The organism is Amycolatopsis coloradensis, assembly GCF_037997115.1.
GTDB lineage: Bacteria > Actinomycetota > Actinomycetes > Mycobacteriales > Pseudonocardiaceae > Amycolatopsis > Amycolatopsis coloradensis_A.
In genome coordinates this window covers 2,714,219-2,727,903 of record NZ_CP150484.1, presented here as the reverse complement: position 1 = coordinate 2,727,903, position 13,685 = coordinate 2,714,219, and the positions used below count along the sequence as shown (strand labels likewise).

Genomic DNA, 13,685 nt, shown 5'->3' with positions numbered 1-13,685 from the left:
TGGCCATGGTTCCCGAGCGAGACAACGGCCTGTTGCCCCTGCGGCGCGAATACACCCAGGCCTGGCACGGCTTCGACCGGAACGAAGTGCGCCAGTATCTGGATCATCTCGAAGCCCAGCTGCATCGCGTGATCACCGACCGCGACGCCGCGATCGCGCAGGCGACATCGGCCACGCGCGAACTCGAAACCGTCCGCCACGAGGTGGCGAAGCTGAACGCCAGGATCGAGGAGCTGAAGAAGCCGCCGGAGCGGCTCGAAGACCTCGACGAGCGGATGCAGCGCACCGTCACGCTCGCACAGGCGCGCGCGGAAGAGATCACGAAGCGTGCCGAGGTCGCCGCCGAGAAGCACTGGGCGTCGTCGAGCGAAGCTTCGAAGAAGCTCCGTGAGCGCTACACGCGGCTCGTCGCCGAGCTGGACAAGCAGGCGGACGCGCTGCACTCAGAGCACGAATCGGCGCTCGCCGAGACGCGGGCCGAGGTCCAGCGGCTGACCGTCGAGGCCGCCCAGCGCCGGGAATTGCTGGACAACGAGGCCGAGCGCAAGCGCCGGAAGATCGAGCGCGAGTTCGATCAGACGATCGCGGCTCAGCGCGCCGCGCACGAGAAACACATCGCCGACCAGCAGACGGCCAGCAAGAACCAGGCCGAGCGCCGGATCGCCGAGGCCACCGCGGAGGCGAAGCGCCGCATCGACGAGGCGACGGCCGAAGCCAAGCGCCGGCTCGACGAGGCCACGACGACCGCCGCCCAGCGCACGACCGCCGCCCAGCGGAAGGTCGAACGGCTGGCGGAGATCCGCGAGCAGGCCCGCAAGAGCCTGATGCAGGCCGACGAGGTCCTGAAGGGCAGCGAGGCGATGCTCGCGGCACTGCCCGAGGAGTCGGTGATCCCGCACGCTTCGAAGCTCGTCGGTGGCGACAGCAAGGCCGAGGAGAAGAAGCCGGCGGGCAAGCCCGCCGAGCCGCCCGCCTCGAAGGCCGCCGCTCCGGCCGCCGCCAAACCTTCTCCCAAGCCGGCTCCTTCGGCGCCTGCCGCCGCTGCGCCGAAGAACGGACAGAACGAGCAGAACGGCCCGAAGGCGAACGGGCAGAAGCCGTCACCCGCCAAAACCGGCTCCTGACCAGCACGAAGTAGCAAGGGACCTTTGCTGTCGCTCTCTTTTGGAGAGTGATAGCAAAGGTCCCTTGCTCCCTTCCGGGAGCGGTCAGGAGGCGGTGGTGCGCGGCCAGGGATTGGCCGCCTCGAGCTGGGCGGCGAGGCCTAGGAGGAGCGCTTCCCCGCCGGGCGCGGCGACGAGCTGGACGCAGGCCGGGATGCCCGCACGATGCACCCTGACCGGCACGGACATCGCCGGATAGCCCGCGAGATTCCACAGGCCCGCGAAGCCCGCCACACGCACCGATGGCAGCACGTTGACGATCCACCGGCTTTCGTGCCAGGTGCGGGCCTTGAGCGGGAGCGTCGCGATCATGGGCGTGACCAGGACATCGTGATCGGTGAAGAACTCTTCGGCACGCTCCAGCCAGCGCTCCCGGGTGCTCTCCCGGACGCGTTCGGCCATCAGCCGCCCGAGCCGGACGTGGGTGCGTGTCCGGGGCTGGAGCGCGGCGAGATCGAACCCGGCCGCTTGTTCGGCAGGGCCCGCCACCCAGCGCGCCAGGAGGCCACCGATCGCTCCGGCGCTGTACCGGGGCGCGCCGGGCGCGACGGTGTGCCCTGCCGCACGGAACAGCTCTCCGGCCTGGGCGACGGCACGGCTGAACGCGCGGGGCAGCGGCGCCCTCGTCAGCGGGACCTGGGTCGACAAAGCGATGCGGGACCGCTTCGGGGTGACGAGGTCCGCCAGCCCCGGCTCTTCGGCGAGGACCGACATCAGCACGGCGGCGTCGGCCACGGTGGTCGTCATCGGACCGTGCGTGGACAGGCCGAACCAGCCATTCTCCCCCGGTACACGGACCACGCCCTTACCCGGTTTGAGACCGACGATCCCGCACATCGCGGACGGGAGCCGGATCGACCCCAGCCCGTCCGTGCCGTGCGCGATAGGCACCAACCCGGCCGCGACGGCCGCGGCGCTTCCACCCGACGAACCACCGGCGGCATAGGACGGATTGCGCGGATTGCGCACTGTCCCGTCCGGATCGTCGCTCGACGGCCAGATGCACAACTCCGGCACCCGGGTCAGGCCGACGATCACCGCTCCGGCCGCGCGTAGGCGCCGCGCTATCTCACCGTCCTCTGTGGACAGCGTCGACGAACCCGCACGCGACCCCCACGAGGCGTACTCGCCTTCGATCGGCGCGACGTCCTTGACCGCCACCGGCACCCCGGCCAAGGGCAGATCCGCCAGGTCCGGACGTTCGGCGACAGCGGCTGCCTCGGTGAGCGCCTCCTCGGCCCTCACCCGGCGGAACGCACCGATCACTCCGTCCGCCGCCGCGATCCGGGCCAGCGCCTCACGGGTCACTTGGACCGGATCGAGTTCCTTGGCACGCACAGCCGCCGCGATTTCCACTGCCGTCTTGACCATCCCCGCACTGTAGAGCGGGCGGCGAAGATCAGTTGCGCGCCGAACAGGCGAACTTCGCCGAGTCCGGTTCGAACGCCGGGAAGTCGGTGTAGCCATCGAGCCTGGCGCCGTAGTAGACGGCGTGGTCCGCCCGAGCCAGCGGAGCACGGAGAGCGAAACGGGCGGGCAGATCCGGGTTCGCGATGAACAACCTGCCGAAAGCGACCACGTCGGCCAGCCCGGACTCGATCAAGGACTCACCCTCGTCCCGGGTGGTCGGCTCCTCGGACCGCAGATTCGCGACGAGCGTTCCTGGCCACAAGGGCCGCAGGTGCGACAGCGCCTCGGCGTCAGGAGTGTCGATGACGTGCAGGTACGCGAGCTCGTACCGGCGAAGTTCCGCCACGAGCCGTGAGTACACCTCCTTCCAGTCGCCTTCCACGATGTCGTTCTCCGGGTTTCCCGGCGAGATCCGCAGGGCGACCCTGGCCGCACCGATCTGCTGGACCACGGCCGCCACCACCTCGAGCGGGAAGCAGAGCCGGGCGGCGACCGAACCGCCGTAACGGTCCTCCCTGCGGTTGGTGTTGTCGGCGAGGAACTCCTGGATGAGGTAGCCGTTGGCACCGTGGAGCTCCACGCCGTCGAATCCCGCCTCGATGGCTCGCCGGGCCGCCGAAGCGAAGTCCTGGACCACCTCACCGATCTCCTCCTCGCCGAGCGCACGAGGTTCGACCGTGTCCGTCCAGCCTCCGGCCGAGAAGATCCGCCCGGCCTGCTGGACCGCCGACGGCGCCACCGGCGTCCGGCCCATCACTCCGGGGTGAGTGACCCTCCCCGCGTGCCAGAGCTGCGCGAAGATGCGGCCGCCCTTCTCGTGCACGGCCGCCGTCACCGCGCGCCATGCCTCGGCCTGTTGCTCTGTCGCCAGCCCTGGAATACCCGGGCCGCTCTTGCCGGTCCGGTTCACCCAGACACCTTCACTCACGATCAAACCGGCGCTCGCGCGCTGCGCGTAGTACTCGGCCGTCAGTGGATGCGGTAGGCCGGTGACATCGTCCGCGCGCCCCCTGGTCATCGGGGCCATCGCCATACGGTTCGGCAACTGGAGCGCGGTACCGCGGAATACTTCGAGCAGCCTCATGAACGCGAAGCTAAACCCTGACGCCGACGTCACGGTCAACCTCGGTTCCCGCGGCTACTGTGGACTCATGCGGATCGGTGAACTGGCGAAGCGAACCGGGGTGAGCGTCCGCTCGTTGCGGTACTACGAAACGGAAGGCCTGCTGAGTCCCGCTCGATGCGGCAACGGCTACCGGGCCTTCACCGAAGACGACGTCGCCAGGGTCCTGCAGATCCAGCTCTTCTATTCGGCCGGGTTGTGCAGCGGCAAAATCGCGGAACTCCTTCCGTGCGTTTCCGGGGACCACACGCATTTGGTGCCCTCGCCGGAGATGACCGGCGAACTGGAGATCGCCAGGACTCGGATCCAGAACCAGATCTCCTTGCTCACCACCTCTCTGTCGGTTCTGGAACGTGTCCTGGCCGCGGCCAAGGGAACCGATACCGCCGAGGTACCTGTTCCTTCCCGGCCCGTCCGGCGACACCGCGGGATCCATGTCTGATCCGTGTCAGGCGTTCGGGTCCCGGCCCATCAGGCCGAGCAGCCTGTCCTGCAGGGGCGCGTCTTCGGGCACTTTCACTTCGGGACCGAAGACGACGATGCCGGGCCCGAACGCTCCGGGAAACCTCATCTGATCGGGGATCGCCTGCGCCGCCGGCCACATCCGGGCGATCTCCTCCGGATCGATCGTGTCGTCCTGCCCGGTGGCCCGGGCCAGATCCCAGCCGTGGATCACCATGTCGGCACTGACGACCTGGTCGATATGCTGTTCCGCGGTCATCTTCCCTATCGGTGTCTCGTGTTCCGTGGCCGCGAGCACGGGATCGGCGAGGACGGCTTCGACATCGGCCCGCGCGGCACGGAAGGCGCCCAGCGGGTCGTCCAGGAGCGATGGCGCCGGCCCGAGGTCACGCCCGAAGGGGCGAAGCATCGCGCCGTGCATGTCGACGATGTGCCCGACGACATCCCTGGCGTTCCACTCTTCACACGGAGATCCGCTCTCCCACTGCCCGGCTTGGACGGCGGCGACCTTGCTCTCGAAGACGTCGGCCCGGACGCGATATCGGTCCGCGATGGCGGTCATCGTGGTCACGCCCCCACCGGAGCGGCCAGGAACTCGGCCAGCTTGTCGAAGCCCTCGCCGACGCCCCGTTCCATCCCGGATGCGAGAACGGCGTCCCGGACCCGCTTCGAGTCGTATCGCACCACCTGGGTCAGAGTGGTGACCCCTTCGTGTTCGACCAGCGTCAGAGTCGCCAAGGCCTGGCCTTCCGACGCCTCACAGTCCTCGTTCGTCTCGAAGGAGACGAGCCTTTCCGGACGGTCGATCTCCTGGTAGACGCCCTGCAGCACCATGTCCATCCCGCCGTGGCGCAGCCGGTAGCGCCATCTGCCGCCGACCCGCAGGTCGATCTCGCATTCGACGACCTCGCAGCCGCGCGGACCGAACCAGCGGCGCACCAGTTCCGGTTTGGTCCACGCGTCGAACACCAGCGTTCTCGGCGCGTCGAAGGACCTCGTCATGACGATCTCGAGATCGCCGGATTTCGTCACGTTGAGAGTTCGTCCCATTGTGCTGTTCCTTTCCGCTCGCGCGGTGGTCAATCGGTCTCTGGACGGCGTTCCGGGTGCCGCATCTCCCCGTCGAGGACGAGATCCAGCTCCGAGAAGGCCTCGTCCCAGTAGCGGCGGTAGCCGCCGAGCCATTCGTTCGCGTTCTTCAGCGGCTGGGCCACCAGCCGGCAGGGGCGGCGCTGGGCATCACGCCCCCTTGCCACCAGCCCCGCCCGCTCCAGCACCTTCAGATGTTTGGAGATGGCGGGCTGGCTCATCGCGAAGGGTTCGGCCAGCTCCGTCACCGTGGCCTCGCCGTGCGCGAGCCGCGCGAGGATCGCGCGGCGGGTGGGGTCGGCGAGTGCCGCGAAGGTGACATCGAGCAGATCCTGTGCCACGGTCGCCCGCCTTTCTGTTCCCAAGTTCGAGCAGGTCTCACGAGTTCGAGTTCTCACGATCACCTCCCCCGTCGCCTACCCGGGGAGGAAGTGGATAACCTTGCGGTTCCATAACCATGTGGTAATCTACGGCGGAGCGGATCCAGTTGTCAAGCACGAACACCGGCTTGACCAGAGAGAACACGATCCGGAAGGAGGTGAAGTCGAACGCCCTGCCCGACGCGGTCACGCACCAAAGGGCACGCGAGCGCGTGCGAAAGGGCAACTGGGGTTACCGTCGACACCGGCATGGACGACGAACGAAACGAGCCGATGAACTCCGGGCGACCGAAGACGACGAAGCGGTGGGCGGCCGTCATCCTGGGAGCCGCCACCGTCCTGGCCACCAGCGTGCAGTGCGGTACGGCGAACGACGGAGCCGGATCCGCGCAGCCGGCGGGAACCGTACCTCCGCCTCGCAGCAGTGCCGCTTCAAGCCAGCCCGCCTCCAGCAAGCCCACGCCGTCACCGAGAGCGGAGCAGGCGCCCGTTCCAGGCTGCGAAGCCGTCATCGCCGGGATGAGCCCCCGGCAGCGGCTGGCCCAGCTGGTGGTGGTCGGCGTGAACGCCGGCGACCCGCAGGCGGCGGTGAAGCTGGTGCGCGACCAGCAGGTCGGCGGGATCTTCCTCGGCGGCAACGAGACGACCCTGCTGCGGAACCGTGCACTGGACGACGTCCAGCGCGCCGCGAAGGTCCCGGTGTCGGTCGCGATCGACGAAGAAGGCGGCCGTGTCCAGCGGATCGACGCCCTCGACGGCGACATGCCGAGCGCCCGGAAGATGGCCTCGACACTGACGCCGGCGCAGGTACGGGCGAAGGCGGCCGAGCGAGGACGGCAGATGCGAGCCCGCGGTGTCACCGTCGACTACGCGCCCGACGCCGACATCACCGACCAGCCGGACCGCGACATCGTCGGCGACCGATCGTTCGGCGCGGATCCGGAAACCGCACGCAAGTACGTCCTGGCGTTCGCGCAGGGCCTGCGGGACGCCGGGGTGCAGCCGGTGTTGAAGCATTTCCCCGGGCACGGGCACGCCACGGGGGATTCCCACAAGGGACTGGTACGAACGCCGCCGCTGGCCTCGCTGCGCAAGGTCGACCTGGTGCCGTACCGCGACATCGGCGAGTACGGCGAGATCGGCGTCATGGTCGGACACCTGGACGTGCCCGATCTGACCGGCGGCACTCCGTCGACCCTGTCGGCACCGGCGTACCAACTGCTGCGGAAGGACTACGCGTTCAACGGCCCGGTGATCACCGACGATCTCGGGGCGATGAAGGCGATCACGGCGCAGTACCCGCTCCAGACGGCCGTGCTCAAGGCACTGCAGGCGGGAGCGGATCAAGCGTTGTGGTCCTCCGGCGGCAACGTCGGGACGGTGCTGACCACCCTGGAGCAAGCGCTCGCGTCCGGCGACCTCCCGGCCGCCCGGGTCGACGAGGCCTTGACCCGCGTGCTCGCGGCGAAACGCGCCTGCGGCTGACCTGGCTACCGGCTGAACACCCGTGGATCCTCGGCGAGCCGATCGGCACGCCCGCAGAGGTGACGGAAAGCGGTCCGAAAACTCAATGAACACAATGCTGACCGGGCCCGCGGCAAGAGTGACCCTGATCACGCCCTGCCGCCCGATCAAGGAGGATCGCGTGCCTGGTCCCACGAAGTACCTGCGTCGTCTCGCGCTGACGGCCGCCGCCGCTGCCGGACTGAGCCTGTTCGCCGCCCCGACGGCGTCGGCGGTGTCAGCCGGGCCGTCGGCGATCGATCACCCGGTGCGGACGACAGGCTGCCAGCGTCCGTCCCCGGTTCCCGCCGGGACGACGACGCTGCGGACGCTGACGTCCGGCGGCCTGCTCCGCGAGTACACGGTGCACGTTCCGGCTCAGTACCGGCCGTCCCGGCCGTACCCGCTGGTGTTGTCTTTCCACGGCCACAAACGCACATCGAAATACCAGGAGGAGCTATCCGGATTTTCCGCGTATGACGCGATTTCCGTCTATCCGCAAGGACTTCCGGGAACGGACGGCGAATCGGCATGGACCGGCGCGCCGTACTCGGCCGCAGCCGACGACGTGCTCTTCACCAGCGATCTGCTGAACACGCTCCAGCGTGAACTGTGTGTCGACTCCCGCCGGATCTACGCGACGGGCAAGTCGAACGGCGGCGGGTTCGTCGGTGTCCTCGCTTGCCGGATGCCGGGCCGGATCGCGGCGTTCGCACCCGTCGCGGGCGCGTTCTACCCGCAGGGCGGCGAATGCCACCCGTCGCGTCCCGCCCCGATTCTCGATTTCCACGGCACGGCCGACGCGACGATCCCCTACGCCGGAAATCCCGCCAAGGGCCTGCCGGCGCTGCCGGACTGGCTCGCCGCGTGGGCGGACCGGAACGGCTGCTTCCCGCATCCGATCCGGTATTCGCCGAAAACCGACGTCACCGTTCAGCGCTGGCTCGGTTGCTCGCTGCAGCACTACCGGGTCGAAGGTGCCGGGCACGTATGGCCGAGCACCGCGCCGAACAACGACTCCGTCACTCCGACCGTCATCGAGGCGACTCCGGTCATCTGGAAGTTCCTGCTCGCCCACCATCTGCGTTAAGAACTCGTCGATTCCCTTGCCGGACAGGCATGCCCGGCGCTACAGTCGAACTGACCGGATGACCAGATGAGCAAATTCGGTCACGAAGTCAGAGACTGGGAGCGCACGTGGCAGAACGTTCGGACCGCACCGCCGGCCGCGCCGATCGCATCCTCGACGCGGCCGGCGTCCTGCTGACGCGGCTGGGCTATCGCAAGGTGACCATCGAGGACATCGCGAGTCAGGCGGGCATCGGGAAGGGCACGATCTACCTGCACTGGCCCACCAAGGAAACCCTCTTCCACGCCTTGCTCCTGCGTGAATCCCTCCGGGCCGCCGAGAATCTCCTTGCCCGGCTGGACGAAGATCCGGCGGAAGTCGTCCCGCACCGGTTCCATCGGGCGGTTTTCCTCCATACCCAACAGAACCCGTTGCTCGGCGCGCTCATCACCGGCAACACCGAACTGCTGGGCAGGTTGAAGAAACATCCCTTGCAGGACCAGGACGCGGTCGTGACCGAGCGGTACCTGAAGACGATGACGGACCGGGGCCTGCTGCGCGACGACATCCCGAACCTGCTGTTTTCCCTGCGCGCCTCGGCGCTCGGGTTCTACCTGATGGACAGCTTCACCGCCGACGGCGCCGACCTCGACTCCGAGGAGAAGGCCGACGCTCTCGCGCACATCATCCGGACGGCGTTCGAGCCGCCGGAGCCGCCGTCCCCGGCGAACGTGGCCGCCACCGCGGCCGAAGTGATCCAGGCGTTCCAGGATCTGATCTCGTCCTATCGCGCCTGGATCTACCGGAAGGACGGCCCCGAGGAGCCCGCTTGAACCGGGCTCTCCACCACTGAAGAAGGGGGCAAGCCATGACCACGATCGCCGAAAACTGGGGTGTCCACGAAGGCCAGTTCTGGCTTCGAGGGGAATTCCCGGCCGAGCCGGTCCGTTTCGACACCGAGACAGGCATGTGGAACGTCTACGGCCACGCCGAGGCGCTGAAGACCCTGAGTGACCCCAAGGTGTTCTCCTCCGACACCACCCGGCTGATCCCCGAGGAGCTCTCACCGGACAAGGACCTGTTCGTCGAGGGCAATCTGCTCGTGATGGACCCGCCGGACCACAAGAAGCTGCGCACGCTGGTGAGCCACGCCTTCACGCCCAAGGTCGTCGCGGATCTCGAACCGCGGATCGCCGCGCTGACGAACGAACTCCTCGACACCGTCGACGGCGCGGACTCGATGGAACTGGTGACCCAACTGGCCTACCCGCTGCCGGTGATCGTCATCGCCGAACTGCTCGGCATCCCGGCGAGCGATCGCGACCTGTTCAAGGAATGGGTCGACACGTTGCTGCGGAACAGCCAGCAGCGGTCACTGATCAAGCAGACCGAGGAGGACAAGAAGGCCGCAGAGGAAACGGCCGCACAGGTGAAGAACCTGGTGAACTACCTTGCCGAGCATGTCGACGACCGGCGGCGGAACCCGCGCGAGGACCTGCTGACCAAACTCGTCGAAGCCGAGGTCGACGGCGCGAAACTCACGCAGAACGAAGTCGTCAACTTCGCGAACGTGCTGCTGCTCGCCGGGCACATCACCACCACGATGCTGCTCGGGAACACGGTGCTGTGCCTGGATTCCCATCCGGAGGAGTACCGGCGTGTCCGCGAGGACCGGGCACTGCTGCCCGCCGCCATCGAGGAATCGTTGCGTTTCCTCAGCCCGTTCGCCCTCGTCGCCCGCGCTACGACGACCGAGGTCGAACTGGGCGGCCAGACGATCCCGCCGGACAGCATGCTCGGCATCTGGGTCGCGGCGGCGAACCGGGATCCGCGTACGTTCACGGATCCCGGCACCTTCGATCCGGCGAGGGCGCACAACCCGCACCTGGCCTTCGGCCGCGGGATCCATTTCTGCATCGGCGCCCCGCTCGCCAGGCTGGAAGGGAAGACGGCGCTCAACATCCTGCTGGACCGCTTCCCTGATCTGCGCACCGATCCGGCCGCTCCGCCGTCGTTCATCCCGAGCCCGAACATGACCGGGGTGAACAAGCTCCAGCTGTTGCTGAAGCCCTAGCGGTCCGCGTACCGGGAGGCGAGCGGGACCACCACTCGCGGAACCCGCTTCCCGGGTGTGTACCGCAGTTCGGTGATGTTGCCGTTCGGCACGAGGTAGGTGTCGGCGAACGTGCGGAATCCGCGCATGGCCTCGCTGTCCGGCGTGGTGATCCCGGTCAGCAACGACCACATGACCGCGCGGATGAAGAGCCCGTGCGTGAAGACCGCGATCGGCCCGGGTTCGCGGTCTCCCAGCCGCGCCAGGAAATCCTGGGTCCGGGTGAAGAGCGCCGCGAAGGATTCCGCGCCGTTCACCGCGTGGTGCGGATCGGCACGGGACCAGTAGGCCTCCGTGTACGGCTTACGGGTGACGGTGGTGGTGACCTGTCCATGGAGTTCGCCGAGGAAGGTGAACTCCTGGACAGGCCACTCCTCACGCTCCGCACCGGGGAACCGCTCGATCGTCGGCTGGGCGGTCTGCTGTGCCCGCAGGAACGGCGACGTCACGATCAACCGAGGCGGTTCGGACAGCGAGTCGGCGATTTCGAGGGCTTGCCGTCTGCCGAGTTCGGTCAGCGCCGAAGCCCCCGGCTCCCCGCCGGGAAGGCCCGCGTTGGACTCGCTTTCCCCATGCCTGATCAGCCACACTCGTGTCACGATCGCCTCCTAGACCCCGTGTGCATCGACGATCGCACCGAGTGCGAGTTGATCGCGACTTCCAGGATGCCCCATCACCGCGGAAATGACGGGACTCTCAACGGCCGAACTGTCCCGGCGAGCGCCCCTCGCCCGCCGGACCGCGGTACGCCTGCGCGATGTCCAGCCACTGGTCGGCCAGCGCGCCCTCGGCACGGACGTCGAGATCGTCGCGGTGACGGCGCCGCGTGACCAGGAGGCAGAAGTCCTCCGCGCTCCCGGTGATCCGCTCCGGCGAGTCCTCGGGGCCGAACGTCCACAACTGCCCGGACGGCGAGGTGATCTCGAACCGGAAGTCCTGCTCGGGCGGGGTCAGGCCGCGCGCCTCGTAGCCGAAGTCCCGCACCCGGACCGCGAAGCCGACGAGGTACGCGAGCCGGTCCGTCCGCTCCGGCCGCACACCCAGCGCGTCCGCGACGTCCTGGCCGTGCGCGAACAGCTCCATCATCCCGGCGCAGGCGAGGATGGCCGGCGGCAGCGGGTTGACCAGCCACGGGACGACCTGGTCCGCCGGGACCGCGGCGAGCGCCTTGATACCGGCGTCGCGTTCGGCGCGCCAGCGGCTCAGCAGGACCTCGTTGGGGTCACCGAGGTAGTCGTCGAGGGCCGCGTTGACGGCGGCGTCGAACCCGCGCGCCATCGACGATTTCGCGAGTTCGGCGAAGGCCCGGGGCTCGGCCGCGGACAACCCGGCGATCTTGAAGATGAACGCGAGATGCGCGATCTGGTGTTTGACCGACCAGCCCGTCGCGGGCGTCGGCAGTTCCCATCCCGCGTCGTCGAGGCCGGCCACCAGGGCGTCGACCTGTTCACCTTCCGTGGTGAGGTCCCTGATCACGTTCCGGAAGTCAGTCACCGTGCCGTCCTCTCGCCGTTTCCACCCTCTCGAATGATGCGGACGCGCCTGGCCGTCGTCTTCTCTTCGTGAGCGCCATCGGAATCCGGACTTGATTCTGGAGCCGGGTCCAAGTTCTACCCTCGCATCATGCGAACCGAAGCGACGAAGGCGCTGACGGCGTTGACCATGTCCGAGGTGACCTCCCGCGCCGGCGTGCGGCCGGACACTGTGCGTTACTACGAGCGCATCGGCCTTCTGCCCACACCCGCGCGGACGACCGGTGCCCACCGGCGCTACGACGAGGGCGTCATCGAGAGGTTGCGGTTCATCCGCGGCACCCAGCGGCTCGGGCTGACGCTGACGGAGATCGGTGACCTGCTGAGCGTGCGTGACACCGGCGTATGCCCGTGCGAACCCGCCGAAACCATGCTGGAACGCCATCTCGCCGAGATCGAGGCGGAGATGGCGCGGCTCGGCGAGCTGCGCGCCGAACTCACTTCCATGCTGTCCGGGATGTCCGGCGAGAACTGCGCCGATCCGGTTCCCGGCGCCTGGTGCCCGCCCGGCTGCGACCCCGAGGGAGGAGGTGGATGACCATGCGGAACGACGACTGGTGCGATTGCGACTGCTGCGGCAGCGGCTGCTGCTGACCCGCTTCGGCGGGACCGGCCGGGCTTGACGTCACCCGGCCGGCCATCCGAGGTCACTCCTGTGGCAGGAGCACCGTCTTCCCGATCCGGTCTCTGCAGACTTCGGCCGAGTAGGCCATCAGGCCGCCCGCCTGCGCGTCCCGGAACAGCCGCTGGATCGGCGAAGTGCGCAGGAAGCCCGAACCGCCGCCGGCTTTCAGCGCCAGCTGCGCGACTTCGCGGGCGATGTCGTTCGCGAGCACCTTCGCCGTCATGGTCGCGGGCAGGAACTCCGGTGAATTCCGGTCCGCCAGCCACGCCATGTTCCGCGAGTACACGCGTGCGGCTTCGAGACGGGCGTGGACGTCCGCGGCTTCGAACTGGAGCCAGTGCATTTCGGCGAGTGGCTGCCCGGTCGCGGGGATGACACGGCTTCGGGCGTGCGAGACCAGAGCTTCCTCCACCGCGTCGGCGATCCCCAGTGACAGGAACGCGAGGCCTGCCGCGATGTGGTTCGGGCGACGCTCGGCCGAGGGCGGGCACCTGCGGTCTTCCCGCAGGAGGCTCCTTCGAAGGAGACGAGCTGGCTTCGGCTGGCGCGCAGGCCCATCGTGTCCCAGATGGGCACGAAGGTCATCGTGTCGTCCGGCGAGACGCCGAAGAACGTGGGCTCGCCGCCGACGAGCGCGTTGACCAGGAAATGGTCGGCGGCCTCACAACCGGAAACGAACCGCTTGGCGCCGGTGAGCCGGTATCCGCCGTCGGCGGGCTCGGCGCTCTGCTGCGGCATCAGGAACATGTTGCCGCTGCTCGGTTCCGAAAGCGCGTTGGCGAACCGCTTGCCGCCGATGAGTTCTTCGGCATAGAAGCGCCCCACGTCGGGAGCGGACAACTGGGCCAGCCCGACCGCGGCACCGATGTGCATCACCCAGACGCACGCGGTGGACGAACAGGCGGCGCTGAGAATACGGACGATCTCGCCGTAGCTCCGATAGCTGAGGTCCTCGCCGCCCAACTCCGCGGGCAACGTCGCCCTGTCGAGGCCGGTCGCGTGCAAGGCACGAAGGTTGGCGATGGGCAGCTCGGCCGTTTCGTCGAACTCGGCGGCATTCGCGGCGAATTCCCTCGCCAGTTCCGTGACTTTTCGATCCAGTGACGTTCGTGGGCGGGCGGGTCGAACGGATGGACGGGCTCGGTCATGACCGCATGATGCCGGAAGCGCGAAGGCCTCCTCGCCACCCCGAGAATGGCGAAGGAGGCCTTTCACG

The 13,685-nt window shown here is 68.3% G+C and carries 16 protein-coding genes and 1 pseudogene; 8 read left to right on the top strand and 9 right to left on the bottom strand.

What is annotated here, in order from left to right:
- Positions 1-5: 5 nt before the first annotated feature.
- Positions 6-1,124: a cell division protein DivIVA gene (locus tag LCL61_RS12955; protein WP_340687066.1), complete on the top strand. Its 1,119-nt coding sequence runs from the start codon at positions 6-8 to the stop codon at positions 1,122-1,124.
- 84 nt (positions 1,125-1,208) lie between these two features.
- Here the strand turns inward: LCL61_RS12955 and LCL61_RS12950 are convergent, their stop codons facing one another.
- The gene (locus LCL61_RS12950; RefSeq protein WP_340687065.1) at positions 1,209-2,534 is read right to left on the bottom strand and encodes an amidase; all 1,326 of its coding nucleotides are present in this window, start codon (positions 2,532-2,534) and stop codon (positions 1,209-1,211) included.
- Positions 2,535-2,562: 28 nt separating this feature from the next.
- Positions 2,563-3,657: an alkene reductase gene (locus LCL61_RS12945; RefSeq protein WP_340687064.1), complete on the bottom strand. Its 1,095-nt coding sequence runs from the start codon at positions 3,655-3,657 to the stop codon at positions 2,563-2,565.
- Between LCL61_RS12945 and LCL61_RS12940 the strand changes: the two genes are divergently transcribed.
- Positions 3,656-4,138 carry a MerR family transcriptional regulator gene (locus LCL61_RS12940; protein WP_340687063.1) on the top strand — a complete coding sequence of 161 codons (483 nt, stop codon included), beginning with the start codon at positions 3,656-3,658 and terminating at the stop codon, positions 4,136-4,138. The genes LCL61_RS12945 and LCL61_RS12940 overlap by 2 nt on opposite strands.
- A 6-nt stretch (positions 4,139-4,144) precedes the next feature.
- On the opposite strand, the gene LCL61_RS12935 is transcribed toward LCL61_RS12940, so the two are convergent.
- Genes LCL61_RS12935 through LCL61_RS12925 form a run of 3 tightly spaced genes read right to left on the bottom strand, consistent with a single transcriptional unit; the run spans position 4,145 to position 5,588 of the window.
- Positions 4,145-4,720: a TIGR03086 family metal-binding protein gene (locus LCL61_RS12935; RefSeq protein WP_340688563.1), complete on the bottom strand. Its 576-nt coding sequence runs from the start codon at positions 4,718-4,720 to the stop codon at positions 4,145-4,147.
- A 5-nt stretch (positions 4,721-4,725) separates the two neighbouring features.
- Positions 4,726-5,208 carry an SRPBCC family protein gene (locus tag LCL61_RS12930; RefSeq protein ID WP_340687062.1) on the bottom strand — a complete coding sequence of 161 codons (483 nt, stop codon included), beginning with the start codon at positions 5,206-5,208 and terminating at the stop codon, positions 4,726-4,728.
- 29 nt (positions 5,209-5,237) lie between these two features.
- Positions 5,238-5,588 carry a metalloregulator ArsR/SmtB family transcription factor gene (locus LCL61_RS12925; protein WP_340687061.1) on the bottom strand — a complete coding sequence of 117 codons (351 nt, stop codon included), beginning with the start codon at positions 5,586-5,588 and terminating at the stop codon, positions 5,238-5,240.
- A 288-nt stretch (positions 5,589-5,876) separates the two neighbouring features.
- On the opposite strand from LCL61_RS12925, the gene LCL61_RS12920 reads away from it, so the two are divergent.
- From LCL61_RS12920 to LCL61_RS12905, 4 genes are all read left to right on the top strand, one after another.
- Complete coding sequence (locus LCL61_RS12920; RefSeq protein WP_340687060.1) at positions 5,877-7,112, top strand: glycoside hydrolase family 3 N-terminal domain-containing protein; 1,236 nt, start codon at positions 5,877-5,879, stop codon at positions 7,110-7,112.
- A gap of 160 nt (positions 7,113-7,272) precedes the next feature.
- Complete coding sequence (locus tag LCL61_RS12915) at positions 7,273-8,220, top strand: ferulic acid esterase (protein ID WP_340687059.1); 948 nt, start codon at positions 7,273-7,275, stop codon at positions 8,218-8,220.
- A 107-nt stretch (positions 8,221-8,327) separates the two neighbouring features.
- On the top strand, positions 8,328-9,032 hold the full coding sequence (locus tag LCL61_RS12910) for a TetR/AcrR family transcriptional regulator (protein WP_340687058.1): 705 nt from the start codon (positions 8,328-8,330) through the stop codon (positions 9,030-9,032).
- A gap of 35 nt (positions 9,033-9,067) precedes the next feature.
- On the top strand, positions 9,068-10,273 hold the full coding sequence (locus LCL61_RS12905) for a cytochrome P450 (RefSeq protein WP_340687057.1): 1,206 nt from the start codon (positions 9,068-9,070) through the stop codon (positions 10,271-10,273).
- Here LCL61_RS12905 and LCL61_RS12900 read toward each other — a convergent pair.
- The gene (locus LCL61_RS12900) at positions 10,270-10,911 is read right to left on the bottom strand and encodes a histidine phosphatase family protein (RefSeq protein WP_340687056.1); all 642 of its coding nucleotides are present in this window, start codon (positions 10,909-10,911) and stop codon (positions 10,270-10,272) included. The genes LCL61_RS12905 and LCL61_RS12900 overlap by 4 nt on opposite strands.
- Before the next feature lie 97 nt (positions 10,912-11,008).
- Entirely contained in the window at positions 11,009-11,806 is a 798-nt protein-coding gene (locus tag LCL61_RS12895) for a TIGR03084 family metal-binding protein (RefSeq protein WP_340687055.1), read from the bottom strand.
- 129 nt (positions 11,807-11,935) lie between these two features.
- On the opposite strand from LCL61_RS12895, the gene LCL61_RS12890 reads away from it, so the two are divergent.
- The gene (locus LCL61_RS12890) at positions 11,936-12,382 is read left to right on the top strand and encodes a heavy metal-responsive transcriptional regulator (RefSeq protein WP_034305512.1); all 447 of its coding nucleotides are present in this window, start codon (positions 11,936-11,938) and stop codon (positions 12,380-12,382) included.
- Positions 12,383-12,491: 109 nt separating this feature from the next.
- Here LCL61_RS12890 and LCL61_RS12885 read toward each other — a convergent pair whose 3' ends face one another.
- Positions 12,492-12,881, bottom strand: a complete 390-nt coding sequence (locus LCL61_RS12885; RefSeq protein WP_340687054.1) for an acyl-CoA dehydrogenase family protein — start codon at positions 12,879-12,881, stop codon at positions 12,492-12,494.
- Positions 12,882-13,037: 156 nt separating this feature from the next.
- Between LCL61_RS12885 and LCL61_RS12880 the strand changes: the two genes are divergently transcribed.
- Positions 13,038-13,283 (top strand): hypothetical protein, encoded by a 246-nt coding sequence (locus tag LCL61_RS12880; RefSeq protein ID WP_340688824.1) that lies wholly within the window; start codon positions 13,038-13,040, stop codon positions 13,281-13,283.
- A gap of 86 nt (positions 13,284-13,369) precedes the next feature.
- On the opposite strand, the pseudogene LCL61_RS12875 reads toward LCL61_RS12880, so the two are convergent.
- Positions 13,370-13,684, bottom strand: a pseudogene (locus LCL61_RS12875) (acyl-CoA dehydrogenase family protein); the annotation flags it as partial.
- Position 13,685: the final 1 nt, after the last annotated feature.

Excerpts from the sequence above, each read along its gene's own strand:
- LCL61_RS12955 (WP_340687066.1), top strand. The coding sequence starts at position 6 with ATGGTTCCCGAGCGAGACAACGGCCTGTTGCCCCTGCGGCGCGAATAC.
- LCL61_RS12950 (WP_340687065.1), bottom strand. The coding sequence starts at position 2,534 with ATGGTCAAGACGGCAGTGGAAATCGCGGCGGCTGTGCGTGCCAAGGAA.
- LCL61_RS12940 (WP_340687063.1), top strand. The coding sequence starts at position 3,656 with ATGAACGCGAAGCTAAACCCTGACGCCGACGTCACGGTCAACCTCGGT.
- LCL61_RS12945 (WP_340687064.1), bottom strand. The coding sequence starts at position 3,657 with ATGAGGCTGCTCGAAGTATTCCGCGGTACCGCGCTCCAGTTGCCGAAC.
- LCL61_RS12935 (WP_340688563.1), bottom strand. The coding sequence starts at position 4,720 with ATGACCGCCATCGCGGACCGATATCGCGTCCGGGCCGACGTCTTCGAG.
- LCL61_RS12930 (WP_340687062.1), bottom strand. The coding sequence starts at position 5,208 with ATGGGACGAACTCTCAACGTGACGAAATCCGGCGATCTCGAGATCGTC.
- LCL61_RS12920 (WP_340687060.1), top strand. The coding sequence starts at position 5,877 with ATGGACGACGAACGAAACGAGCCGATGAACTCCGGGCGACCGAAGACG.
- LCL61_RS12905 (WP_340687057.1), top strand. The coding sequence starts at position 9,068 with ATGACCACGATCGCCGAAAACTGGGGTGTCCACGAAGGCCAGTTCTGG.
- LCL61_RS12890 (WP_034305512.1), top strand. The coding sequence starts at position 11,936 with ATGCGAACCGAAGCGACGAAGGCGCTGACGGCGTTGACCATGTCCGAG.
- LCL61_RS12880 (WP_340688824.1), top strand. The coding sequence starts at position 13,038 with ATGGGCACGAAGGTCATCGTGTCGTCCGGCGAGACGCCGAAGAACGTG.